Origin of the sequence: Waterburya agarophytonicola KI4 (genome assembly GCF_020640915.1) — a bacterium.
In the GTDB taxonomy this organism is placed as follows: Bacteria; Cyanobacteriota; Cyanobacteriia; order Cyanobacteriales; family Xenococcaceae; genus Waterburya; species Waterburya agarophytonicola.
Map to the genome: position 1 here is coordinate 1 of NZ_JADWDC010000015.1, position 24045 is coordinate 24045.

20 protein-coding genes, 1 tRNA gene and 2 pseudogenes are annotated in these 24045 nt (G+C 39.8%); 8 read left to right on the plus strand and 15 right to left on the minus strand.

The window, feature by feature from the left end; translation table 11 throughout:
- Nucleotides 1–161: 161 nt before the first annotated feature.
- The 6 genes from I4641_RS08240 to I4641_RS08265 form a co-directional block, all read right to left on the minus strand.
- Complete coding sequence (locus I4641_RS08240; protein ID WP_229640007.1) at nt 162–869, minus strand: response regulator transcription factor; 708 nt, start codon at nt 867–869, stop codon at nt 162–164.
- A gap of 34 nt (nt 870–903) precedes the next feature.
- Complete coding sequence (locus I4641_RS08245; RefSeq protein WP_229640008.1) at nt 904–2754, minus strand: serine/threonine-protein kinase; 1851 nt, start codon at nt 2752–2754, stop codon at nt 904–906.
- A gap of 58 nt (nt 2755–2812) precedes the next feature.
- The gene (locus I4641_RS08250) at nt 2813–3460 is read right to left on the minus strand and encodes a cofactor assembly of complex C subunit B (RefSeq protein WP_229640009.1); all 648 of its coding nucleotides are present in this window, start codon (nt 3458–3460) and stop codon (nt 2813–2815) included.
- A 159-nt stretch (nt 3461–3619) separates the two neighbouring features.
- Nucleotides 3620–3693 (minus strand) — tRNA-Met (locus I4641_RS08255).
- A 209-nt stretch (nt 3694–3902) separates the two neighbouring features.
- Nucleotides 3903–4937, minus strand: coding sequence for an N-acetyltransferase DgcN family protein (locus tag I4641_RS08260; protein WP_229640010.1), 1035 nt, complete (start codon nt 4935–4937; stop codon nt 3903–3905).
- Nucleotides 4924–5979: a dipeptide epimerase gene (locus I4641_RS08265; RefSeq protein ID WP_229640011.1), complete on the minus strand. Its 1056-nt coding sequence runs from the start codon at nt 5977–5979 to the stop codon at nt 4924–4926. Before I4641_RS08265 ends, I4641_RS08260 begins: the two co-directional genes overlap by 14 nt.
- Before the next feature lie 473 nt (nt 5980–6452).
- On the opposite strand from I4641_RS08265, the gene I4641_RS08270 reads away from it, so the two are divergent.
- Nucleotides 6453–7046, plus strand: coding sequence for a hypothetical protein (locus tag I4641_RS08270; protein WP_229640012.1), 594 nt, complete (start codon nt 6453–6455; stop codon nt 7044–7046).
- Nucleotides 7047–7085: 39 nt separating this feature from the next.
- Here the strand turns inward: I4641_RS08270 and I4641_RS08275 are convergent, their stop codons facing one another.
- Nucleotides 7086–7862: an SPOR domain-containing protein gene (locus tag I4641_RS08275; RefSeq protein ID WP_229640013.1), complete on the minus strand. Its 777-nt coding sequence runs from the start codon at nt 7860–7862 to the stop codon at nt 7086–7088.
- A gap of 258 nt (nt 7863–8120) precedes the next feature.
- On the opposite strand from I4641_RS08275, the pseudogene I4641_RS08280 reads away from it, so the two are divergent.
- The 3 genes and pseudogenes from I4641_RS08280 to I4641_RS08290 all read left to right on the plus strand — a co-directional run.
- Nucleotides 8121–8243, plus strand: a pseudogene (locus I4641_RS08280) (ferredoxin family protein); the annotation flags it as partial.
- Between the two features lie 615 nt (nt 8244–8858).
- A complete protein-coding gene (locus tag I4641_RS08285) occupies nt 8859–10604 on the plus strand; it encodes a reverse transcriptase domain-containing protein (RefSeq protein ID WP_229640014.1) in 1746 nt (581 codons plus the stop codon).
- A gap of 182 nt (nt 10605–10786) precedes the next feature.
- A pseudogene (locus tag I4641_RS08290) lies at nt 10787–10888 on the plus strand (4Fe-4S binding protein); the annotation flags it as partial.
- 96 nt (nt 10889–10984) lie between these two features.
- Here I4641_RS08290 and I4641_RS08295 read toward each other — a convergent pair.
- The 4 genes from I4641_RS08295 to I4641_RS08310 form a co-directional block, all read right to left on the minus strand.
- Nucleotides 10985–12163, minus strand: coding sequence for a M20 family metallopeptidase (locus I4641_RS08295; protein WP_229640015.1), 1179 nt, complete (start codon nt 12161–12163; stop codon nt 10985–10987).
- A 71-nt stretch (nt 12164–12234) separates the two neighbouring features.
- Nucleotides 12235–12960 carry a Stp1/IreP family PP2C-type Ser/Thr phosphatase gene (locus tag I4641_RS08300; protein WP_229640016.1) on the minus strand — a complete coding sequence of 242 codons (726 nt, stop codon included), beginning with the start codon at nt 12958–12960 and terminating at the stop codon, nt 12235–12237.
- An 81-nt stretch (nt 12961–13041) separates the two neighbouring features.
- The gene (locus I4641_RS08305; protein WP_263858184.1) at nt 13042–14718 is read right to left on the minus strand and encodes an ABC1 kinase family protein; all 1677 of its coding nucleotides are present in this window, start codon (nt 14716–14718) and stop codon (nt 13042–13044) included.
- Nucleotides 14719–15041: 323 nt separating this feature from the next.
- On the minus strand, nt 15042–15377 hold the full coding sequence (locus tag I4641_RS08310) for a DUF6825 family protein (RefSeq protein ID WP_229640018.1): 336 nt from the start codon (nt 15375–15377) through the stop codon (nt 15042–15044).
- 634 nt (nt 15378–16011) lie between these two features.
- Between I4641_RS08310 and I4641_RS08315 the strand changes: the two genes are divergently transcribed.
- A complete protein-coding gene (locus I4641_RS08315) occupies nt 16012–17493 on the plus strand; it encodes an ammonium transporter (RefSeq protein WP_229640019.1) in 1482 nt (493 codons plus the stop codon).
- A 51-nt stretch (nt 17494–17544) separates the two neighbouring features.
- Here I4641_RS08315 and I4641_RS08320 read toward each other — a convergent pair whose 3' ends face one another.
- Nucleotides 17545–18018, minus strand: a complete 474-nt coding sequence (locus tag I4641_RS08320) for an SRPBCC family protein (protein ID WP_229640020.1) — start codon at nt 18016–18018, stop codon at nt 17545–17547.
- A 141-nt stretch (nt 18019–18159) separates the two neighbouring features.
- Here I4641_RS08320 and glmU point away from each other — a divergent pair, with 141 nt between their 5' ends.
- Nucleotides 18160–19506, plus strand: a complete 1347-nt coding sequence (glmU, locus tag I4641_RS08325) for a bifunctional UDP-N-acetylglucosamine diphosphorylase/glucosamine-1-phosphate N-acetyltransferase GlmU (RefSeq protein WP_229640021.1) — start codon at nt 18160–18162, stop codon at nt 19504–19506.
- A 65-nt stretch (nt 19507–19571) separates the two neighbouring features.
- Here the strand turns inward: glmU and I4641_RS08330 are convergent, their stop codons facing one another.
- Nucleotides 19572–19991, minus strand: a complete 420-nt coding sequence (locus I4641_RS08330) for an acyl-CoA thioesterase (RefSeq protein WP_229640022.1) — start codon at nt 19989–19991, stop codon at nt 19572–19574.
- Between the two features lie 44 nt (nt 19992–20035).
- Between I4641_RS08330 and I4641_RS08335 the strand changes: the two genes are divergently transcribed.
- On the plus strand, nt 20036–20920 hold the full coding sequence (locus I4641_RS08335; protein ID WP_229640023.1) for an alpha/beta fold hydrolase: 885 nt from the start codon (nt 20036–20038) through the stop codon (nt 20918–20920).
- 26 nt (nt 20921–20946) lie between these two features.
- On the opposite strand, the gene I4641_RS08340 is transcribed toward I4641_RS08335, so the two are convergent.
- Together I4641_RS08340 and I4641_RS08345 are read right to left on the minus strand one after the other, a co-directional pair.
- Entirely contained in the window at nt 20947–21285 is a 339-nt protein-coding gene (locus I4641_RS08340; RefSeq protein ID WP_229640024.1) for a hypothetical protein, read from the minus strand.
- A 94-nt stretch (nt 21286–21379) separates the two neighbouring features.
- Nucleotides 21380–22000 (minus strand): YdcF family protein, encoded by a 621-nt coding sequence (locus tag I4641_RS08345; protein ID WP_229640025.1) that lies wholly within the window; start codon nt 21998–22000, stop codon nt 21380–21382.
- Nucleotides 22001–22250: 250 nt separating this feature from the next.
- Between I4641_RS08345 and aspS the strand changes: the two genes are divergently transcribed.
- Nucleotides 22251–24044, plus strand: coding sequence for an aspartate--tRNA ligase (aspS, locus tag I4641_RS08350; protein ID WP_229640026.1), 1794 nt, complete (start codon nt 22251–22253; stop codon nt 24042–24044).
- The last annotated feature ends 1 nt before the right edge of the window (nt 24045 follow it).

The following is a 24045-nucleotide window of genomic DNA, read 5'->3' on the forward strand; positions in this document are numbered from 1 at the left end:
CCCTCTCAACTTGTAGACCTTAGTTTAAAAGGGCTTTTCAGATGATTGTCACCCCAAAAACTTAGACAGGGTTTTTATCTGTTTCAAAACTTTATAAGTTCCTTTTAAGGATTAGCTGATTATACAGAATTTTGGAGTTCAAAAAAATCTATCAACCCTAACTATCCTTCGTCTTCAAACTTATAACCCACACCAACTACAGTTTTAATAAAGGTGGGATTTGCCGAATCTGGCTCGATTTTCTTCCGCAACCTTCTAATATGAGTGTCTACGACTCTCTCGTCGCCAAAAAAGTCATTACCCCAAAGCTTATCAATCAATTGGGTACGACTCCAAACTCGACCAGGATAGCTAAGGAAGGTGGCTAACAAGCTAAATTCCAGAGTAGTTAGATCCAATTCATCACTAGAGTTGTTTATCTCTCTTGTGGCAGTGTGCTGGTCTAAATTAACCGTAAAATGTTTCGTACGATAAGTTTGAGAAGTATCTTGTATCTCGTGGCGCAAACTACGGCGTAACAAAGCTCGAACTCTAGCAACCAACTCCCGGGGGCTAAAGGGTTTGACTAAATAATCGTCAGCCCCCGTAGAAAGCCCAATTACCCGATCTATTTCTTCTCCTCTAGCGGTAAGCATCAATATATAAGGATCTTTATTATAAGGTTGTTGACGAATACGAGTGCATACCTCTAGACCATCCAAACCAGGAAGCATCAAGTCGAGAATAACTACATCTGGCTGTTGTTGTTGAAAAATTTTTAATGCCTTCAAGCCATTATTAGCGATATCGCATTTAAAGCCTTCCCTGACTAAAGTTTGCTCGATTAATTGAGCTATTTCTTGCTCGTCTTCAACAATTAAAATTTTCATTTAATTAATTTAAAATGGAATAGTCGATGAGCTACTATTCAGGTATATGAACGATACCGCAATCTGTAAAACGACTAAAAAGATAATTAATACCTTGAATATTACCAGCCCAAAACAATAGTACGCCACGACCACCGCCCCAGATCGGAAAATGACCCAAAGGAGCATCGCGAGAAAAAATACATTGGTTATAAGATCCCAGCCATCCAACTGCTTGACTAAAAATAGACCATTGGTCACGATCTTTAAGATCCAATCCACTATCGATCCAAATACGGGTTTGCGCGCTGAAGCCAAAGCGATCGCCACTATAATTTGCCCAAAGAGCATCAATGATTCTTAAATCTTGACAGGGAAGCTTTTGGAGATCGTTTTGAGAGAGGTAAGTATCTGTTTGTTTTTTACCTGCGATCTTTAAAATCAGGTTAGCAGTTTCCAAATCGGCTGCACGCCATTGTTGATTGACAAGCAAATTATCTAGTTTTTTGTATTCAATACCCGAAGTAGAAGTCAATTGAACGGTTTTTTTATTTTTCAATTGTGAATTAAATTGGCATTGTTGAATTCGCCAAAACAAACGACTTCCAATAGATTGAATACAGCAAAAAACCCCAATACGACAGCCCAAAACTGCGGGTAAATGTCCTGCGGGGGCAGAATCGCGATCAAAAACAAAATTATTATAGGATACCCATTGCTCGTTAGATCTCCAGCCTACTCGATCGCCAAAGCGACAATAGACTTTATAATCTGGGCGAAGTTCTCCGCCAACTTCTAACCAGATGTTTCCTTGGACGCTAAAACCAAAAAGATTTTGACTGTAACTCGTCCAAAGGCGATCGATTGTTACCAAGTCACTCAAAGGAAAACATTCGAGGTCTTCATCTCTTAAAAAACCTGCTTGTTCTCGATTGGCAGCTTTCAACATGACCGCAGCAGTTTCGGCATCGGCTTGTTGCCATTCTTGTCGGGCTAATAAATCTTGTAATTTACTATAGTCAACTCCAACCTCTGAATTTAATTGAACTTTAGGGTTAATAATACGAGTCGGTGGAATAACTGGCGGCAATAAAGATAGCCATTCTTGAATAGACTGGGGACGATCTTCTGGTTCGATTTTCATCCCTTCTAGAATAGCGGAGTTAAAGCGATCGCTTATATTGCTATTTAGCTGTTTTGGAGGAAGTAAAGGATCTGGTTGAGATTTTAAGATTCGATGACCTCTAGTTGTGACTGATTCTGGTCTAGTAGCCGTAATTGCTGCATAAGCAGTTGCAGCCAGAGCATAAACATCCGTATATGCACCCCTTTTTGCTTGTAGATCGTATTGTTCGATGGGTGCAAAACCAGGAGTTAACATCTGAGTATGCGTTTGAGTTAGGTTGGGGATAAACTCGCGGGCTATACCAAAATCGATTAATACTGCTTCGTCGCGATCGCACCTCAGCATAATATTTTGTGGTTTGATATCTCTATGCAATATATCTCGACCGTGAACTATTTTTAATGCTGCACCGATTTGATATACGTACTTTAATATTGCAGATTCTGTTAGAATGCCTTGTTTTTCTAATCTACTGCCTAAGTCTTCTCCTTCAATATATTCCATCACCATCGCCCATAGATTGTCTTCTTGAATTACTTCATAGACTTCTGGAATATAACGATGGTTGCATTTAGCCAATCGCAAAGCTTCATTCAAAAAGTCTTGTTGTAATTTGGCAAATGAGGGATGACTGTCGAAACTATCTTTGAGAGTTTTAATAACAACTAGGCGATCGCGATTATCTTTGGCTTGGTAGGTTACTCCAAAGCCACCGACGCCGATTAATCTTTGGATAAGATACTTTCCACCCTGTAACTGCTGTCCTGTTAACCACATCATTTTGTGCAATCGTAGACTATGATTTCTAGTTAATCTTACATAGATTTGAAACGAATACTTATTTATTGGCACTATTTAAGGTGACTGCCAATTTATCCGCAATACCTTCAATCCATTTTTCATCTTGTTTGGTATAGCTGCGGGGTGCATTTGCGCCTAAAATTAATACTCCTTTGTCCTCAATCGGTTGACAAATAACTCCTTGAGTATTTTCTGGTAAATAATCAAACTCGAATTTACCTGGATATAAATTAAGATTTACCAAATAGACAGGCTGATTTTTAGATAATACTCGTTCGACAATTGCCCCTGGTTTTACTTGAGGATTTTCGCCCAATACACCACGCCTAAGTATCGTTTTGCCATCATAATAGACAACAAGCGATCGCGTTACGGTATTGGTTAATAGTAAATGGGATGCCCAGGCTAACTCTGTCTTAACTGTATCTGTAAGTTCTGGGTCGATTTCTAAACCTGTTTCTCCGACTAAAACAACTGTATCGGGAGTTCTTGCTTGAATTTGTTGCCACAACAAACCGACTAAAATTAAGATTGCACCTTCAATTACGCCCAAAGCATCGGATCTAGCCTGAGACTCGGTAATTTGCGCTGTTAATAAGCGATTAACTAACAACAGCGTTCCAGCTATTCCTCCAGTAAAGAAAGGCAGCAATCTCAATATATAGTTGGTGTCTGGTTTTCGCATTGTATTAATAATCGACAATAAAGATTTACCGGTTATGTCAGATTACCAAACTAGGCGCAAAAATTTTACCTAACATCAATACTTAAATACAATAAACAAGTGAGATATAGAGTCTTGGGCTATATCGTTTTACTTGCCTGTTGATTGATTCTTTTAAAATGGCGGGAGGCGGATTTGAACCACCGACCTTCGGGTTATGAGCCCGACGAGCTACCAGACTGCTCTATCCCGCGTCGACTTAATTAGAGTAACACGCTTTACAGAAAAAAAGCAACGTCCAACTGATATTACTACAATAATTGATCGATCTATACTCTAAAAAGCCTACATATTAAAGGATTTAGCGATCGCCATTGATGCTTGAAATTATGTGATCGCACAACAAAATTAAAACTTTAATTCAAATTAATCTACTAAATTTAATTAATTTGTTTCTTAGAAGTTAATTTGCTGTAATTGCCGATAATAAAGTTTTCCCTCCAAATCTAACCACATCACTACAAGGCAAACCAGTTAATTCTTGTGTAGATTGAATTACTTGATTAGCAGCATCCTCATCCATACCAAAAGTATTAAGAGCGATCGCTTTTACTTTGACTTCGCCAAAAGTCCCCCCCGCACTAGCCACGGTTTCGTAGAGTTTGATTACTTCTGGTAAAGGTGGAATTGAAACATCGGGTAGATCGCGAATGTGCTTTGCTCCTGCACGATGAACTAAGATTAAACCTGTTGGTTGGCTTCCTCTGATTAAAGGCAAGGTAGCTGTTGAACCTGGATGTAGTAAAGAGCCTTGTCCTTCAATAATAATTAGTTCGTTATCTTCTGCTGCATTCATAACCGTTTTTTCTACTGCACCTGCTGCAAAATCAACCCTAACCGCATCCAAAGCAATACCTTTTCCTGCGATCGCAATACCTGCTTGTCCTGTAGCAACAAAGTTCGCTTTAATTCCTGCTATTTTTGCTGCGCGGTGTATTTCTAGGCTGGTAGACATCTTGCCAATAGCCATATCCGTACCTACGGTTAAAATTCTTCGAGCCAAAAGCGATCGCACTTTAGCTGTACCAATACTCAAACCAGGAGGCTCTTGGCGAATATCCCAAATCCATTGTTGGGGTTGCAAATTAGGATATTTTGGCTCAAGTAAAGTATGCAAACCATTGATAATCGATACTCCTGCATCAACTGCAATTTTAATTTCTTTTTCTAGACTGGCAGGTAATTTTCCTCCTGAGGGGGCAATGCCAATTAACAACACATCTGGTTGATATACTAAAGCTGCCTTTGTATCGGCGACAATTGGGATATGGCGATCGATTTGAGTTAATTGGGCTAAAGACTCTCCCGCACAAGAGCGATCTATTATCGCCACAATATCCGTATCGCTGTAGCGTAAAAAAGCTAATCCAGTTTTACCATGATTGCCTTTGATACCATCTTCTAATAAAATTGCTACGCGAGTCTTAGCCGTCAGCATGATGTTTTACTCCTAGTCCCGATCTATTATTGGGTAACAAACGTCCTCCTTCTATAGCTGCGCCCGTGAAAGGATCGTCAATCAGATTCAAATGACTATCTAGATCTAAATAATCCGCATAGGCTGCAAGATGAGCCATAGCAGTATTAGCCAAACTACTATCAGAATAGCAACCAAACATAATTTTTAAGTTACAGGCTCTAGCAATTTTAATTGCTTGCATGACTTCTGTTAATCCCCCTGTCTTCATGATTTTCAGGTTAACTCCCGCCACAGAAGTTGCCAATCGGAGAACATCAGCACTATTAAAACAACTTTCATCAACAAATATAGGTAAAGGCGACCGCTCTGACAAAGCTTTAAGTTTGCCATCGTCAGCGACAGCTAGAGGTTGCTCGATATATTCCACTCCTTGTTGGGCCAACCACTCAGCCATAGCTACAGCATCATCAAAATTCCACCCACCATTAGCATCTATCATCAGATTGGTTTCGGGTGCAAAGGCGCGAATAGCTTCTAACATGGCTCGATCTGCTGCGATACCCTCTGGGCTACCCAGCTTGAGTTTGATTGTTTTAACATCCAAAGTATCTTGCCAAGCTTTGAGTCTTTTAATTGCCTCTTCTGGAGAGCTGATTCCAATGGTGACGGAAATAGGTACAATGCGATCGCGATTTAATCCCCAGATTTGCCACAGGGGTAAACCTGCTTTTTTGCCCAACCAATCATAAAGAGCCATATCAATTGCTGCTTGTGCTGCGGTTGATATATTTGCTTGTTGTAATTTTATACCGATTTCCTGTCTTTGTAGGGGGTGATATGGTTCTAACTGGGGAATAATAGCGGTTAACTCTACTAGCAATCGATCGGAAATATCTTTTGTTTGACTTTCTATAATCGAAAAAGGTGAAGCTTCTCCCCAACCTTCAACACCTTCTTGCTTTAGACGCAACCAAATATTGGTACTTTTTGAAGTTGTACCGCGACTAATTTTCAGGGCAAACTTTTTACGCACAGTAAAAGTTTCAACTGTTATTTTCATAGAACTTATAGATTGAAAAAATAGCAAACTCTCAATAAGCTAATAGTTGTTCTTCCTACAGATTAATTTGTATTTTTGATTACCAATTAAAAGAGACTATCATTTTAAACTAGCTTTATATCCCGGTTGAGTAGAAGAAGTATTCTTCTTAAGACAGCAAGTCTTCTTCCCAAAATAAGACATTTTCCCCAAAAGCGAGGCAATGAATATAACTCAGTGGCTCATCCTATTGCTACAATTAACCACGACTCTAAGGTTATCAGAGTTATCACGATCTATAACTTTAAAACCGAACCTGGAGTTGGAGACAGTGACAGACTGGAGGAACATCCCAATTACTGGTGAGACTGGAAAATTGGTAAATAATTGACAATACGCTCTAGTACAAAAATATCTAAAATCTTATCAAAGAGCTGATTTTAAATAAAATATAAGTAGTACAATAATATTAAAATTACCAAGTATTTTTCAAAATGGCAAAAACCTCAGCAGTTTCTCATTTTGTTGCCGTCAGCGATCTTTCCAAGCCAGCAACAGAGCAAGAAGGAATTTTAGTCGAAGTGTCAGCAACAGGAGGTGATAGCAAAAAAAATCGCGCTAAAGCATTAGATATTGTGCAAGAAATGTGGGAGAAAGAAGAAATTGATGTCAACCGTTTTCCCGATGGTTTAACCCAAGATCATATTTTTTATGTACCATCGGATAGTCCTAAAGTAAAATCGAACAAAGCAGTGTCAGATAGTCAGGAATTGTTGCCCATTGTCCAAGGCGCGCAAGAAATTATTCAGCTAACTAAGTTGCAGCTAGAAGTCCAAGACGCATCGGAACAAGCAGAGCAATATGTACCTATTATTAAGGTTGTTTTAGAGCGATCGCGTCCTCTAACTAGTGAAGAAAAAGAATTAGCCAAAGATAAAAAATATGGCAAAACTATTGAAAAACTAGGCTCGGTAGTAGCAGCACAAGAAGAATTTCAAGAAACTTGTACGGGTAATGGAAGTTTAGTTTTAAACGCGATCGCCTGGCAATTAGATAAAGGTATCGATTCTCAAGTGGATCGAAACTAGGATTAGGTATATTAGGGGCGAATGATAACTCGCCCTAATTTAATTTAAAGGGTAAATATGGGCTGAAAAATTGTTTTGTTTTAATTGAGAGACAAATTTGTCGGCATCTTCTCTATTTTTAAACGCACCCAGGTAAACAAAGACTCCTTGGGGAAAATTCACTAAAGAAACCTGTTTAACTTTTTGTCTTGCTAGAGATAAAGATTGTTCGCCAGTATATTCAGTCAGTACGTAATGATAGGGAGTATTGAAAGAAGATAAGCTGGCAATGTTATTTAAAGGAGCAAGTGCGGGAGGAATCGGTATAATATCTGGGGTTGATTCGACTAGATCTTCTTCTATCGTTTTGATCGCCCCTAATGTGCTGAGATTGAGAGGCATAAATTCGCGATCGCCAAAATGATTGTTACCTATTTTAGTAACAGAAGACTCGACTTGAGGAGGGTTACTAGTATTACGGAAAATAAACCCCGCAGCAATTAGGTTAACTAAAAACAAAATTGAGATCGCGCTAATACCCCAAGGGCTAAAGATACTGTCTATCCAACTTCTGTCTCGATATTCTATTTCATCAGGTTCTAGATTTAATTCGGATAATTCTAATTCGGTTTTGCGTTTATCTAGATCTCGTTCTAATTGGGCATTTAAAAATAATTTTGACGGACTTAATTTGCTTTTTCCCTTATTTCGATAGGGATTAAATATATTAATTGTTCCCGTGGCAAATGGTTTGTGAACAATACTAGATTTTAATTGGGAATTAGCCGATGATTTACTTGATTTATTCTCGCGATCGCTCAACCGTTTAGACGACATATTGCTATAGGATATAGAGCCTAAATTAAACTTAATTTAATAATTGAAGTGTCTAGTTTAACTTCTCTCTGAAAAAACCGCTTCATATCTTTCATCCTCTAATTCAAAGATGATTTGCTCAAGGCGATCTACTATTTGTAGTCATACTTATTTTAGAAGAGCCATAAATAAAAAGCTTTAAGCTCTAGGTTTTCATGAAATTCTGGTAGAATTTCAAACATATATTGCTCTTAACAAAACTTAAAGGAGAACCATACTTTGTCTCATACTATTGCCACTGATATCTGTGAAGGAGTAGCAGATTGCGTTGATGCTTGTCCCGTTGCTTGTATTCATGATGGACCAGGAAAAAACACCAAGGGAACAGAATGGTATTGGATAGGTGCGAACCGTTAGTCTTAAATGGGTCTAAGTACCCAGGGAAAGACTGCTAACTGTAAAAAAATATTACGAACGTAACAAGAATTAACAGTTAGACAACTTAAGGTTCGTGTTGGTGAGGGTAACACCCAAGTCCAACCCCCTGGATGCAAGGGTGAAAGCGCATCCCCATTAATTAAGGTGGTATCTCTAATTGATGAAGCGGGATGTTAAAAGGTGGTAACTCAAAACCTGATTGGGAATCCCATCGAAGCAGCTAACTATGAGTAGAAGACGAACTTTCGTTTGAATCGTCGTAATACCAGACCAGCCAAAACAGGTTGTTAGGCTGGGAACAAAAGTTCACAAGGTTAAAGAATAAGTACTCGAACTTACTTATTTTCAAGGGAAACAGATCTATCCTTGTTTCCTGGCATCCATAACAAAACCTTCGGCGAATAGAAAGACTCTAAAGTTAGAAACCAACGAATCTTAGGAACGGTGTAACCTCTGTAAGGCTCTCATCTTGGTCGAATAAGTTGAGTAGTAACCAGCGCAAGCCTTACAAGGGAAGGATAGAGTCAGAAGCGAATGTCTGGGGTAATGCCCAGGATATGCTGACAGACTCACGATGAGATGAAAGATAAAGTCTGTAGTAAAAGTAAAAAAGTCATGAACACGGCAAAACCGATGTATGAATGGAATACCCTCCCCTGGCATCAGCTAGACAAGCAGGTATTCAAGCTTCAAAAAAGAATTTATCAAGCTTCTGAACGTGGAGAAGTCAAAGTAGTACGCAGACTCCAAAAACTTCTGATTAGCTCATGGTCAGCCAAAGCAGTCGCAGTCAGGAAAGTCACACAGGATAACCAAGGAAAGAAAACTGCTGGAGTTGATGGAATTAAAGCCCTCACTCCTTACAAAAGGATGAAACTGGTCAAAAATCTTCAAATTGAAGATAAATCTAAACCTACCCGTAGAATTTGGATACCAAAACCAGGAAAAACCGAAAAAGCGGATACGACCCCGTGCCGACGTAAGGCGCAAGACAAAGGCTTTAGCCGCATGTACGCGCACCAAGCACGCCCTTTAGAAATACCTAGCATTTATGAAAGAGCTAAACAGGCTCTGGTAAAAATGGCTCTAGAACCAGAATGGGAAGCAAAATTTGAGAGCAACTCGTATGGATTTAGACCAGGACGTTCCTGTCATGACGCAATTGGAGCAATCCATAAATCACTGGCGCAAAAAGCAAAATATATCTTAGATGCGGATATATCTAAATGCTTTGATAAAATTGACCATCAAAAACTATTAGAGAAAATAAACACATCTCCCACGATAACTCGGCAAATTAAAGCTTGGTTCAAGTCGGGAGTAATCGACAAGGGTACATTATTTCCAACTAAGGAAGGAACGCCCCAAGGTGGCGTAGTTTCCACTTTGTTAGCCAATATAGCATTACACGGAATGGAAGACCTCATTAGGAAATCGTTCCCTGATAGAAATGGCTACAAAAATGGAAAGTATTGGAGTATTCCAACACCAAACCTAATACGATATGCGGAAGACTTTGTAGTCTTACATAAAGACATCGAAGTGGTCAGACAGTGTAAATCTTTAATAGAAACATGGCTAAAAGATATAGGACTAGAGTTAAAACCAGAAAAAACTCGAATAAGCCACAGTCTCGAAGAATACGAAGGAAACACAGGATTTGATTTCTTAGGTTTTCACATCCAGCATTACCGTGCAGGAAAGTACAAATCAGGACGTAGCTCACAAAGGAAACCGCTGGGTCACAAACTTCTAATAAAACCCTCAAAACAAAGTATTAAAAAACACCTAACGAAAATTGAAGATGTAATTGATAAACATCGGGCATCTAAGACTGAGAAAGTTATTGGTCTGCTTAATCCGATTATCAGAGGGTGGTGCAATTACTTTAGAGGAGTAATCAGCAGTGAGACATTTAAACTTCTAGACCATTTAACATATCTAAAACTCAGAAGATGGGCTAACAAAAGACACCCCAATAAAGGTAAGAAATGGGTTAAGAGTAAATACTGGAAATCCATAGAAAATCGAAATTGGGTATTCTCGGAAACCTATAAAAATGAAGTTACCTATACACTAATTAACCACTCGGATACTAAAATTATTCGTCACGTTAAGGTCAAAGGAAAAAAGTCTCCTTATGACGGTGATTTCGTTTACTGGAGTCAAAGATTAGGCACATATCCAGAAACTTCTACAAGAGTAAGGACATTACTTAAGAAGGAAAAAGGTATATGTACAATTTGCAAGTTATCATTCACAAGCCAAGACATTCTAGAAGTAGACCATATCAAACCTAGAAGCCAAGGTGGAAATGATACTTAAAAAAATCTGCAACTACTACATCAACACTGCCACGACAATAAAAACCGTCGAGATTATCTTGAATGGCATAAACAGAAGTATTCATGATAGGAATCATCTCATTGAGGAGCGCAGTGACGAGAAATTGTCATGCTGCGTTCTGTAGTCGAGTTAAGAAGGCGACTTCTTAGCTTAGATAACATTTCTCTACCTGCATTGATTGTGGAATTTGTCTACAAGTATGCCCTGTAGAGGGCGCGATCGTTCCCGATGAAAGACCCGATTTACAGAAGACACCGCAGTAGAGATCGTAGTAAATTGATCGGCTAAGATTGGCTTGTTTGCTTGCTTGCTTGTTCGTAAGTAATAAGTAACAAGTAACAAGTTAGGATCTAGTGCAATTAGTTTGCTTCCCAATATTTACAGGCTGCGTAAGCCATTGTTACAACTCCAGTAATAATGGCATCTTCATCTATTTCAAATCTGGGATGATGGAGAGGATAGTTAGTTTCACCACCGTGTCCTACTCCCAAACGAAACATACAACCAGGAACTTTGTCTAAATAAACTGAAAAATCTTCTGCACCCAAAGAAGGTTCGGGTAATAGTTGGACGCTTTCATCACCCCATGCTTCGCGGGTAGCTGTTTCGACGATTTTTGTTAGTTTCTCGTCATTATGTACGGAAGGAACGCCACGACGATAGTCTACTTGGCATTTTGCCCCAAAAGTCTGACAAGTCCCTCGAACTATATTTTCAATCCATTGCGGTAAGTTAGCATGACTTTCTGGATGAAGCGATCGCACTGTACCAACCATACGTACGCGATCGGCAATCACGTTGTGCGCCCTTCCTCCTTCTATTTGACCGATAGACAACACAATCGGATGAAGGGGGTTCTGAGTGCGACTAATAGCTTGTTGGAGGGTGGTAATAACTTGAGCCGCAATCCAAATGGCATCGATCGCTTGATGGGGACGCGCGCCGTGTCCCGACTCTCCCTGAATAACAATCTCTAGTTCATCCGCAGCCGAGGTTAATGCACCATAGCGTATGCCCACTCGACGGGCGGGAATAGAAGGAAAGACATGAACGCCATAGATGGCATCTACTCCTTCCATTGCCCCATCTTTGACCATCCACTTTGCACCCTGAGCGATTTCTTCTGCTGGTTGAAACAAAAAGCGCACATTGCCAGGAAGCTTATCAGAAAGTTGAGATAGCACCATTGCCGTACCCAATCCTAAAGTTGAGTGAACGTCATGTCCGCAAGCGTGCATGACTCCTGGGTTGCGGGAAACAAAATCCAACTTTGCCGATTCCTGAATTGGTAAAGCATCCATATCGGTACGAATTGCCAAAGTGCGGGGATCGCTCCCTGAACCCGTTAATTCTCCCAAAACACCTGTTTTTCCAACCGCTTCGGTAACACTCAGACCACAAGAAGATAGTACCCCTGCAATATAGGCAGAGGTCTGATATTCTTCTCCACTAAGTTCGGGATGAGCGTGGATATGACGACGAATCTCAATTAGTCGCTGAGCAAAATCTAGAGCAATTTTTTTAATTTGAGAGAGCATTTAGTTTTTGTGACGATAAGCCCACCATGTAGATTCGCTTACCACCGATCTTCCTTTTCAATTTGAGAAATTTATTCTTGTTCTACTACCACTACAGTAATATTATCAGACCCTCCTGCTATCTTCGCCGTATCAATTAATTCTCTTGCGGTTGCATCACAAGAATTCAGATTTATTAGGGCATCTTGAATTTGAGTGTCAGAAACTTCTTCAGTCAAACCATCACTACAAATTAATAGGCGATCGCCAGATTGGACGTCAAATTCTTGAATATCTATTTGCTGTAAATCTTCCCTTCCCAAACATTGAGATAAAACATGCCTCCAGGGGTGAAATTTAGCTTGTTCGGCATCAATTTCTCCTTTTTTAAGTGCCATACCCACCCAAGTATGGTCGCCAGTAATTTGCTCTAAATTAGAGCTACGTAAACGATATAAACGAGAATCCCCCACGTGAGCGCACCAAGGTTTTTCGTCTCGAAATATCAGTACTACGACAGTAGTTCCCATATCTCGTCGTTCGGGATGATTTTGTTGGTCTTCAATAATACCCAGGTTAGCCTTTTCTACTGCTTCTTTAAGCAGTACTTCTGAAGAGAGAGGAAGCTCCCAATGTTGTTCCAAGTAGTTTCGGATAACTTCTGTGGCAATCTTGCTAGCTTCCTGTCCGCCAGCATGCCCCCCCATACCATCCGCTACAATGAAAAAACGCCCCAACTCTTCATCGACAAAAAAACTATCCTGGTTGGCTGTTCGTACAACCCCTGTATCCGTAAGACCTATAAAGTGACGCTTCATAAACAGTTAGTCGGTAAACTGGAAAAGATCGAAGATTATAGATGACACCGCCCTTTTGACTTGTGGTCTATGATCTTTCTTTTAGAACATGCGGTCAATGCGATCGAGACGTTTTAATATTCGCAACAATGCCCAACCAGGGATTAAAGCGATAATAGCAGCGATCGCTGCAACAATCTTGTATTCATTGACCAAGAGGAGAGTGGCGCAAATTAATAACGCACTCAACAACACAGTATAGTTTGTACCAAGCTGAATCGCACTTAAACGACGTATAACCCGTTCTGATTCTATCGAACGGACACGGACTCGCAAGTCTCCTCTTTCTAATTTACCTATTGTATCGTCGATTCGTCCAGGCAACCCCAAGGCGGTTGTACCTACTTGGGCTGCTTGTCTGCCCAATTCATCGAAAATTGTATTTCCATTAGAACTAGTGTTAGTCATAAGCTGCATTGCATAAGGTTGAGCGACTTCCATAAAATTGAATTCAGGGTCTAAACCCTTGCCAACTCCTTCTAGAGTAGAAAAAGCTCGCATGACAAAAGTAAAGGTGGCAGGGAAACGGAATGGTTGACCGTAAGCTATATCGTATAGGTCTTCACTGATTGCATCAACAGACTGTTCCTCAAATGGCTTATCCATAAAGTTATCCAGCATAAACTGAATCGAACGACTGACGCTTGTCATATCCCCCGTAGGAACTAATGCTCCCAAATTTATTAGAGATCTGACTACCATGTCTCCATTTTTTTGGCTAATACCCATCAAAGTATCCATCAAACCTTCGCGGATATTATTTTCAATTTGACCCATCATGCCAAAATCATAGAAGATTAATGCTCCATCGGTATTGACTGCAAGATTACCTGGATGGGGATCGGCATGAAAAAAGCCACCATTAAGGATTTGTTGTAAATAGGCTTTCGCTCCCAATCTTGCTAATAATTTGCGGTCTAAACCAGCAGCTTCAATAGCTTCATAGTGGCTGATTTTGATTCCTGGCATATATTCCAAAGTCAATACTCTAGGAGAAGCATATTTCCAATAGACGCGGGGAACGCACACCCAGTCTTCATCTCTAAAATTGCGACGAAAGGTATCTGCATTGCGACCTTCATTGAGATAATCGGTTTCTTCCCATAAAATTCGACAGCATTCTTCATATATTCCCATCCAATCCCTATTTTTACCCCATTTAGGATGATTTTGGAAATAGCGAGCAATCTGACGCAAAATTACTAAATCTACGGTGAATAGCTGTTTTAATCCCGGTCGCTGTACTTTGACGACTACTTCTTCTCCACCGTGTAGTTTGGCCCTGTGTACCTGACCCAAGCTAGCAGCAGCCAGAGGAATGGGATCTAGAGTAGAAAAGAGCTTGTTTGCGGGTTTCCCAAAGTCGGATTCGATAATTTCTTCGATTTGGTCGTAGGAAAAAGCAGGAACTCTATCCTGTAGCTTGGAAAGTTCCTCAACATATTCGGTGGGAAACAAGTCCGCACGAGTAGAAAATAGCTGCCCTAATTTGATGAAAGTAGGTCCTAATTCTAAAAAGTTTTCCCTAATCCAAATGGCTTGTCCTCTGCGTCTGACTGCTTGTTTTTCTGGGGTCAAACCACCCCTATAAGTCCATTTCCGATTATTTAGCCAGTTTTTGAAGAGGAAAGAAAATACAAACAGCCAAATATCTATTCGGCGACGATTCCGAGAATATTTGGGACGATTCCAACGATAAGATTTATTTGATACTGTCATTCCAACTTCTGGTTGTTTAGAGGTTGAATTAACAACTTCTAAAGCAGTCTGGGATGGGTCAGACTTACTAGACTCGTAATCGATTGAGTTTTTATGAGGAAAAGCAGGAGACACAGAGTTTATTAACAGATATTAAAGTGTGATGATATTTGGTTAAGTTAAATTAACTAATCTAAATCTTAGCGACTTATTGTCAAAAAAACTTGGTAGAAAAAATCTTGTTGTATTAACTTTGGCTTACTTCCAAAGAAGTTAACTGTGACCAAACAACAGAGCAAAGCAGATTGGCGGTGTTTCAATCTGCTAAATTTTAAGATTTATCTTCAGTCTTGATATTTTTTCAATTCTGCTCTTAAGGTGGCAATTTCGGCTCTCAGTTGATCTAACATTGCTTGTAAATCGTCTGAGTGAATATCTATGTTGATATTTACACTATCTGAAGCACTATTACTAGAAGTTTGGGGGGTAGAAGTGCCTCCAGCAGCTTTTTCGGCTCGTAACTGCACTTCTTCAACGAACTGTCTGAGGTTTTCTCTCTGCTCTGCATCAAATTTTCCCAAATCGCTCATAGCGTTGGTGAAAGATTCTTCAAGTTTTTCGCTGAAGACTTCAGCTAATGCTCGACCAAAAAAGAAGGCATCGGTAACGGGATTACTCATTGAGACAAAGTTTTAAAAGGGCTTTCGTTACAAATTATATCCTTAATTATCCTAGCTTTGAGCGTTAAATCAATAGACTAACAGGGCTTTATGATCGAGAGAACCAAGAATTTGAAATAAAAGTAATATTTCCTGTTTAGTCTATTGACTAAAAATTTAGTTATTACGATGACAGGCTTAATTTTGCTGATGTGGGCAGTGAAAATGCAGTCTATAAAGCGATCGCGAATAAATTTAAAAATCGCGATCACATTTGCATGAGCTTTGATTTGTTTTAGTTTGTCTATTTTCATTTTCACTATTCTTTCTTTTCTCTAAGAATAGTTCTTGAATACTCACTTTTTACTGAGTATTTTTACTTACTGCAAAACTGAGATCACTCAGCTCAAAGTTAGTGAAAACTAAACGTAGTATCTAGTAAATTAACATTAATTTACTAGATACTACAGAAGCAAACATAGTATTTTTTCTCTACTAGAAAAAATTTTTGTAGGTTAAAACGGACTTGTCAACTTTTGGTGACTTTAAAAACTCAAATAAATTACTTAAGCAACTTCAATAAGTAATTTTTAGCACAACTTTGAGTGTGTTTAGTCATCAAATAATTTGAGTAATATCTCAATTCTGTTTTTATATGTTTGCTTCTATCTTTCAATCTAAACCGAATCTCAACAGTAAGAAAAAAAAATCAGCTAGATTGCCTTTTTCTCCATATTGGATTGCTTGTATACCTTTAGTTGCAATTATTTTAATTACTTGGAATACAGCAGCAATGGCTCAAGATGCTCAACCTTTAACTTTAGAGAGCGTTCAGGGTGCGTTAAATTCAACCTGGGTGTTGGTGGCAGCAATTCTAGTAATCTTTATGAATGCAGGGTTTGCCATGTTGGAGAGTGGATTTTGTCGTCGTAAAAACGTCGTCAACGTCCTCGCCAAAAACTTGCTCGTCTTTGCCCTAGCAACAATGTCATTTTGGTCGATTGGCTTTTCGATCATGTTTAGCGGAGTTGATAGTCCCTTTGCTGGTAATGAAGGCTTTTTCTTGAGTAGTTCCAATCCTGCTGTCTATGGACTAGAGCCTTATCCCCAAGGATTACCCATAGCAGTTTTCTTTTTATTCCAAGCTGCTTTTGCGGGTACGGCAGCAACAATTGTATCGGGTGCAGTGGCAGAAAGAATTCAATTTGTTAGTTATGCCATGTTTAGTTTACTACTTACGGCGATCGCTTATCCGATTGTCGGACATTGGGTATTCACTGAAAACGGCTGGCTTACCGCTCAAGGTTTTTATGACTTTGCTGGTTCGACGGTAGTTCACTCCGTTGGGGGTTGGGCAGCTTTAGTGGGGGCAATAATTTTAGGGGCGAGGAAAGGAAAATACCAAGAGGATGGAAGAGTTAACCCCATGCCCGGTCACAATATGAGTATGGCTACTCTAGGATGCTTTATTCTTTGGATTGGTTGGTTTGGTTTTAATGGTGGTTCGGAATTGGCAGCCAACGAAGCTGTTCCTTATATTGTTTTAACTAGTAACCTTGCTGCGATGAGCGGGGCTTTAAGTGCGACCATCACTAGTTGGTTGCGAGACGACAAACCCGACTTATCGATGATAATCAACGGTATTTTGGCAGGTTTTGTAGCTATTACCGCAAGTTGCTATGTAGTAGATTATTTTGGCGCGGTAATGATTGGTTTGATCTCAGGAATCTTAGTGGTTTTCGCTATTAGTTTGTTGGAAAGTCTCAAGGTTGACGACCCTGTAGGGGCAATTTCGGTACATTTGATTTGCGGTATTTGGGGAACTTTAGCGGTAGGACTAATCGCCAACCCAAAAAACTTACTCCAAAAAAGTTCGGAAAACCCCATATCGGGACTAGTTTATAGCGGCAACTTAGACCAATTAATCGCTCAAATGACAGGGATTTTGTCTGTCGGGGCATTCACGCTCATTTTTAGTATTGCTGCTTGGTTTTTCATCAAACTAGTTTTTGGTTTGAGAGTGCCAGAAAAAGCGGAATTAGATGGCTTAGATATTAGCGAACATGAAATGGAAGCCTATCATGGTTTTGTCAAAGAGTCTGATATGTTTGGCAGTAGCTTTAACTCAGATACATGAACTCGATTTTAATTTTTTCGAGAATTAAATAAAAATTAACTTGTCTTGCTGCTAATTATCGATTTCAAGGCAAGTTTTTAATGGTTCGCATTTCTCTTGAGTTACTTGGTGACGATAGCGAAACATATCAGTTAACCTGGCATCTACCCACCAGCCTAAGATCAATTCAGCAAGCATACCCCCAGGAATTTCATAGGCGATCGCATCTGTCAATCTAGTTCGACCATTTTCGGCGACAAATTCATGACGATGTACCCAAGATTCCATCGGGCCTTCAGTTTGCTTATCCACAAATAAACGGTTAGGTTCGCATTCAATATGAGTTGCCACCCAGCGGATCGGAATTCCCGCCAAAGAAAGCCTAAATTCACTAATTGCCCCTACACCCAAACCACCTTCGCGACGGATTATCTTCACAGGTTGCCAAGGAGGAGTCAGGAGATCGAGGATATCCGATCGCTCGTGAAACTGCCACACTGTTTCTACAGGTGCATCGATTAGACTAGAGTATTTGAAGTTAAGCATAGTTTTTCCATGAATTGAATTAATTAACAATTAGCGCGTAAAATTAGATTTGCCTTGTCTCTTCGATTTTTACTTTGCACTTAACTACTGTTAAAAGCTATACTCCAATCGAATTAGTAGTAGTAACTAACCTTAAAAAGCATGGTAGCGGTAGCAATTTTAGCAGCAGGGCGTGGCACTCGAATGAAGTCCGATTTACCAAAAGTTCTACATTTGGTTGCAGGGCGATCGCTGGTCGAACGGGTACTGGATAGTTGTAGTTTATTAGATTTAGATAAACAAATTGTCATTATTGGCTATCAAGGGGAAAAAGTTAAACAAGCCTTGAGTCATCGTCATGAAGTAAAATTTGTCGAACAAACAGAACAGTTAGGTACGGGTCATGCGGTACAGCAAGTAATTCCCAGTCTCCAAGATTATAGGGGAGATTTACTGATATTAAACGGCGATGCACCTTTACTTCGTCCTGAAACCCTCCAAAAATTAGTAGAAACCCATCAAACAAACAACAATGCAGCAACCCTTTTGACAGCAAACTTACCTAATCCCCAAGGTTATGGCAGGGTTTTTTGTAATGGAGATAATTTAGTCAGTCATATTATTGAGGATCGCGATTGTAATCTAGCCCAAAAACAGAATCGTCGAGTTAATGCAGGAATCTATTGTTTCAATTGGGAAAAATTAGCGGGCGCACTACCTCAACTATCAACCAATAACGATCAAAAGGAGTACTATCTAACAGAAGTAGTAGATTATCTCGATCGCGTGATGGCATTTGATGCGGAAGACTATCGGGAAACTAACGGCATCAACGATCGCCAACAACTATCAGCAGCTTACGATATTTTACAGGCAAGAATTAAAGATAATTGGATGAAAGCAGGGGTGACTATGGTTAATCCCGACAGCATTACCATTGATGAAACTGTCGAACTAGAACCCGATGTTATTTTAGAACCCCAAACTCACTTGAGAGGCAATACTAAAATTGCCACGGGTAGTCGTATTGGTCCTGGTAGTCTGATTGAAGATAGCATTATTGGTAATAATGTCACAGTGGCATATTCTGTGGTCTTAGGTTCACGGGTATCTCACAATACTACGGTAGGCCCTTACGCACACTTGCGGGGAGACGTGGTTTTAGGAGAAGGCTGTCGCGTGGGTAACTTTGTCGAGATGAAAAAAAGCAATATTGGCTCGAATACTAAAGTGGCACACTTATCCTATATTGGTAATGCAACTCTCGAAGAAAACGTTAATATTGGTGCGGGGACGATTACCGCTAACTATGATGGCAAAAATAAACACTCTACAACCATCAAAGAAGGTACTAAAACAGGCTCGAATAGCGTTTTAGTTGCTCCAGTAACTATAGGTAAAAACGTCACCGTTGCTGCGGGTTCAGTGGTGACTCAAGATGTAAAAGATAATGCTTTGGTAGTAGCGCGATCGCGTCAGAAAGAAATTTCTGATTGGCATCAGGATTAGGTAATAAGTAATAAATAAATAATACTGTTATGGGGGCGGACGGTTGTTTGCCCTTAATAAACCTCTCAATTCTCAATCTCATATGCTTCTAGCCAATTGAGTATGGCGGTTGGTAAATCTATTCTGATTCTTTTAGCTGGATCGATGGAAACGTGGTTAGTTTTAGCTTTAACGAGAATTTTATCTGAGTTGGCGACATGAAATATTTGGTAATTGACGGCAAATTCCCTGCTGTTGATTAGCTTGGTTGTTAGATTGATAGTAATGCGATCGCCACAAAACAACGGACGCAAAAAGTCTATTTCCCCACGAACAATTGGTAAAGCGATTTTTTTTTCTTCTATAATTTGCTTAAGATTAATTCTCGAACTTGCCAAAGACTCTTCATAGGCTTCGTGACAGATTTCCATCCCTTTAGCAAAATAGATTACTCCCGCAGCGTCGGTGTCTGCTAAATATATTCGCCGTGAATATTGAAATGGCATTTTGCGATAACTTGTTTAATGGTTATAAATATTATTTATCATTTATGTTTCCTAGTTATCTTCCTGCCGAAGTCGCTACTCTGACTGAATCTACTTCCATCGCTTTAGCCCAAGAGATTAAACTCGCATCTATATCTACACCATTAAGTCAATTAGAAATTGCAACCACCTATATTCATCAAGGGGAAGGCAATACGCCAATTTTATTAATCCATGGATTTGATAGTTCTCTCCTAGAATTTAGGCGTTTGATTCCTCTCTTAAAAGAAAAACAGTCTACCTGGGCATTAGACTTATTCGGGTTTGGCTTTTCTCAGCGCAACTTAGATATTCCTCTAAATCCTGAGAATATTAAAACCCACCTTTATCATTTCTGGAAGACTCTAATTAAACAGCCTGTAATTCTAGCAGGTGCATCCATGGGAGGCGCAGCAGCCATTGATTTTACCCTTACTTATCCCGAAGCGGTAGAAAAGCTAATTCTTTTGGATAGTGCGGGGTTAGTCAAGCAGCCAAGCATCGGCAAATTTATGTTTCCCCCCATAGATTATTTGGCGACAGAATTTTTACGCAATCCCAAAGTACGTCAAAGTATTAGTGAAACTGCCTATTTTGATAAAAGCTTTGCCAGTTTAGACGCTCGAACTTGTGCTGCGTTACACCTTAAATGCTTAAATTGGAACAAATCATTGATTGCTTTCACCAAAAGTGGCGGTTATGGCTCTTTTGCTAGTCTAATCTCAGATATAAAACAGCAGACTCTAATTATATGGGGAAAACAAGACAATATTGTCGGAACTAAAGGTGCGGGAAAGTTTGCCAAAGCAATTCCTAACAGTAAGCTAGTTTGGATCGATAATTGCGGTCATGTTCCCCATCTAGAAAAGCCCCAACTCACCGCAGGGATTATTTTAGACTTTGTAGGTTAAACCCTAGGTTTAGATTGAAATTAAGATTAGGCAAATATTTTATTGCGGATTGTTGCTATTAGCATATCTAATATAGGATAGCCTACGCCAAAGCAGAGGGTAAAAAGGGCAATGATTTGTACTGGGGTAATACTGGCGTTGGGATAGGCATAAACCGCAGAAACATAAAAAATCACGCTTAACAAGAGTCCCAAGGTAAGACAAGATACCAAAGTTTTGACCAACACTACCTTGAAATCGAATTCTCTGGCTTGACGAATAGATCTGTTTACATAATCGCCGATAACTGAATTTAATCCAGCACTAATTATCCCTCCCGCGATCGCAGCTTGAGCAATATGATTAGATGATGCAAAAATATCCATTTCTTACCTCAGTACATTAAATTGACATAGTTGTCTTTAGTTAAACAGATCTATCTGCTTAATATTAAGTACCTGGTTCTAATAGTTAGAATAGTTAAAGAAACTTAAGGCTTTTATCGCCAGATTGCAACAAAATAACTCCCGTATGTCCTGTGATCGTCCATATAATCGACCTCGCACCATCCCGCAGACACTTTTCTAAAGGTTCGGGTGGATTTTTAGAAGGTACGGCAATAGGTTTAAAGTCAATACCTTGACTGCCAAAGACAATATCGCCGATAATCTTGGCTCTTGTCATATGATTTTCTGAGGTAATTAGATACACGCTGTCTATGCCCTGAGCTTTTAGTTCGTCAACTAAAGTAGTAAAGTTGGTGACAGTATCTCTTGCACGATAATCAAAATGTAAGCGATCGCTTTCTATGCCTGCTTTGGCAAAGATTTTTTGGGCGTATTCTTGGGGACTTCCCGAGGAAATCCAAATAGGTAAATCGGGATACTCTTGAGCTAGTTTGGCTGCAAAACGTTCTCTTTCTTCATGTCCGCCTAAAACTAATAAAGCTTCAGGATTATTGTTAACAGAATTATGGATTGGTTTGAATCCAACACAGAGAGATGTTGCAACAACAGATAATAGTATTAACCTTCTTAGTTTGCCGATGGGGTTAACTACAACTAGCTTGGATTCATCTCTAGATTGGAAACTTAAAAACATAGGCTGTCGAGCTTCGGTTAGCTTTAATTTATACCAGCAGATGATGCTCGTAAATTATAAAGATTAAAAAAAGATTTTGCGGTAATTGCGATCGCTCTGACACATTTTTTTCAATAAAACTTAACCATATTGTATAACCCGCCATGGGAAACGTCTCTAGGTAAACAAAAAAAGAGTCTACAACAAGGGTACAGATTTTGTTACTCTTGAAGACGCTGTATTTCAAATCATATTCATTTAGCTAGCAAGCATGAGAACTAATTACTGTGGCGAATTGCGAGCCGAACATATAGACCAAACCGTTACTATTTATGGCTGGATCGATCGTCGTCGCGATCATGGAGGAGTTATTTTTATCGACTTACGCGATCGCACGGGAACAGTACAAATTGTTAGCGATCCCCAACGCACTCCACAATCTTATGCCGATGCAGAATCTCTCCGCAGTGAATATGTCATTAAAGCCATAGGAAAAGTCAGTCAACGTCCAACCGAATCATTAAACGATAAACTACCCACAGGACAAATAGAAATCTATGCCGAATCCATTGAAGTACTAAATGCAGTAAGCAAACAATTGCCGTTTCCAGTTTCTACCGCCGATACAGAAAATGTCGGGGAAAAGTTACGACTCAAACATCGCTACTTAGATCTAAGACGAGATCGCATGGCGAAGAATTTAAGATTGCGCCATGAAGTCGTCAAAGCAATGCGGAGATTCCTAGAAGATACAGAAAACTTCATCGAAGTAGAGACTCCGATCTTAACTCGTTCGACTCCCGAAGGAGCAAGGGATTATCTCGTACCATCGCGGGTTAATCCTGGGGATTGGTATGCTTTGCCCCAATCTCCCCAACTATTCAAACAATTATTAATGGTATCAGGATGCGATCGCTATTATCAAATAGCCCGTTGTTTCCGCGATGAAGATTTGCGCGCCGACAGACAGCCAGAATTCACTCAGCTAGATATGGAAATGAGTTTCCTATCTCAAGATGAAATTATTGCTCTCAATGAGGCTTTAATCGCTCACATCTTTAAGACTGTAAAAAATATTGATATTTTTCTACCTCTACCTCGTATTACCTATGCTGATGCCATGGCGCGCTACGGTACAGATCGACCAGATACCCGTTTCGATCTCCAATTAGTCGATGTATCCGATATCTTTGCAGACTCTGGATTTAAAGTCTTTTCTGGTGCGATTAAAAACGGCGGACAAGTAAAAGTATTACCCATCCCCAACGGTAATGATGCGATTTCTAATGTTCGGATCAAACCCAAAGGAGATATCTTTAACGAAGCTGTCACCGCTGGGGCTAAAGGAATTGCTTACATTCGAGTCCGAGAAAATAACGAAATCGATACTATTGGTGCAATTAAAGAAAATCTCAGCGAAGAGCAAAAACAAGATCTATTAAGCCGTACTGGAGCAAAACCAGGACACTTACTCTTATTTGGTGCGGGAGACACTGCCACAGTCAATAAATCCCTCGATCGCTTGCGTTTATTTGTCGCTCAGGAAATGGGATTAATCGACAACGAGAAAGTAAACCTACTTTGGGTGACAGAATTTCCGATGTTTGAGTGGAATGGTGATGAGAAACGCTATGAAGCACTCCACCATCCCTTCACCGCACCCTATCCCGAAGATAGAGACGATCTAACCACTGCGAGAGCGCAAGCCTATGACATGATCTATAACGGGATCGAAATAGGTGGAGGAAGCCTGAGAATCTATCAAAAAGAACTCCAATCAGAAGTCTTTAAAGAGATCGGACTATCGGAAGCAGAAGCTAATGAAAAATTTGGCTTCCTCTTAGAAGCGTTTGAATATGGTACGCCTCCCCACGGTGGGATCGCCTTCGGTTTAGATAGATTAGTAATGTTACTCGCAGGGGAAGAATCAATTCGCGATGTAATTGCCTTCCCCAAAACCCAACAAGCTAGCTGCTTATTGACCGATGCACCCAGTGCGGTTAATCCCAGACAGCTTAAGGAATTGGAAATAGCCTCGACTTTTAAACCGAAAAAAGATGCTTAAG

What these genes read in the sequence shown, in the direction of transcription:
- I4641_RS08240 (WP_229640007.1), bottom strand. Translation starts at nt 869, where the DNA reads ATGAAAATTTTAATTGTTGAAGACGAGCAAGAAATAGCTCAATTAATC.
- I4641_RS08245 (WP_229640008.1), bottom strand. Translation starts at nt 2,754, where the DNA reads ATGATGTGGTTAACAGGACAGCAGTTACAGGGTGGAAAGTATCTTATC.
- I4641_RS08250 (WP_229640009.1), bottom strand. Translation starts at nt 3,460, where the DNA reads ATGCGAAAACCAGACACCAACTATATATTGAGATTGCTGCCTTTCTTT.
- I4641_RS08260 (WP_229640010.1), bottom strand. Translation starts at nt 4,937, where the DNA reads ATGCTGACGGCTAAGACTCGCGTAGCAATTTTATTAGAAGATGGTATC.
- I4641_RS08265 (WP_229640011.1), bottom strand. Translation starts at nt 5,979, where the DNA reads ATGAAAATAACAGTTGAAACTTTTACTGTGCGTAAAAAGTTTGCCCTG.
- I4641_RS08270 (WP_229640012.1), top strand. Translation starts at nt 6,453, where the DNA reads ATGGCAAAAACCTCAGCAGTTTCTCATTTTGTTGCCGTCAGCGATCTT.
- I4641_RS08275 (WP_229640013.1), bottom strand. Translation starts at nt 7,862, where the DNA reads ATGTCGTCTAAACGGTTGAGCGATCGCGAGAATAAATCAAGTAAATCA.
- I4641_RS08285 (WP_229640014.1), top strand. Translation starts at nt 8,859, where the DNA reads ATGAAAGATAAAGTCTGTAGTAAAAGTAAAAAAGTCATGAACACGGCA.
- I4641_RS08295 (WP_229640015.1), bottom strand. Translation starts at nt 12,163, where the DNA reads ATGCTCTCTCAAATTAAAAAAATTGCTCTAGATTTTGCTCAGCGACTA.
- I4641_RS08300 (WP_229640016.1), bottom strand. Translation starts at nt 12,960, where the DNA reads ATGAAGCGTCACTTTATAGGTCTTACGGATACAGGGGTTGTACGAACA.
- I4641_RS08305 (WP_263858184.1), bottom strand. Translation starts at nt 14,718, where the DNA reads ATGACAGTATCAAATAAATCTTATCGTTGGAATCGTCCCAAATATTCT.
- I4641_RS08310 (WP_229640018.1), bottom strand. Translation starts at nt 15,377, where the DNA reads ATGAGTAATCCCGTTACCGATGCCTTCTTTTTTGGTCGAGCATTAGCT.
- I4641_RS08315 (WP_229640019.1), top strand. Translation starts at nt 16,012, where the DNA reads ATGTTTGCTTCTATCTTTCAATCTAAACCGAATCTCAACAGTAAGAAA.
- I4641_RS08320 (WP_229640020.1), bottom strand. Translation starts at nt 18,018, where the DNA reads ATGCTTAACTTCAAATACTCTAGTCTAATCGATGCACCTGTAGAAACA.
- glmU (WP_229640021.1), top strand. Translation starts at nt 18,160, where the DNA reads ATGGTAGCGGTAGCAATTTTAGCAGCAGGGCGTGGCACTCGAATGAAG.
- I4641_RS08330 (WP_229640022.1), bottom strand. Translation starts at nt 19,991, where the DNA reads ATGCCATTTCAATATTCACGGCGAATATATTTAGCAGACACCGACGCT.
- I4641_RS08335 (WP_229640023.1), top strand. Translation starts at nt 20,036, where the DNA reads ATGTTTCCTAGTTATCTTCCTGCCGAAGTCGCTACTCTGACTGAATCT.
- I4641_RS08340 (WP_229640024.1), bottom strand. Translation starts at nt 21,285, where the DNA reads ATGGATATTTTTGCATCATCTAATCATATTGCTCAAGCTGCGATCGCG.
- I4641_RS08345 (WP_229640025.1), bottom strand. Translation starts at nt 22,000, where the DNA reads ATGTTTTTAAGTTTCCAATCTAGAGATGAATCCAAGCTAGTTGTAGTT.
- aspS (WP_229640026.1), top strand. Translation starts at nt 22,251, where the DNA reads ATGAGAACTAATTACTGTGGCGAATTGCGAGCCGAACATATAGACCAA.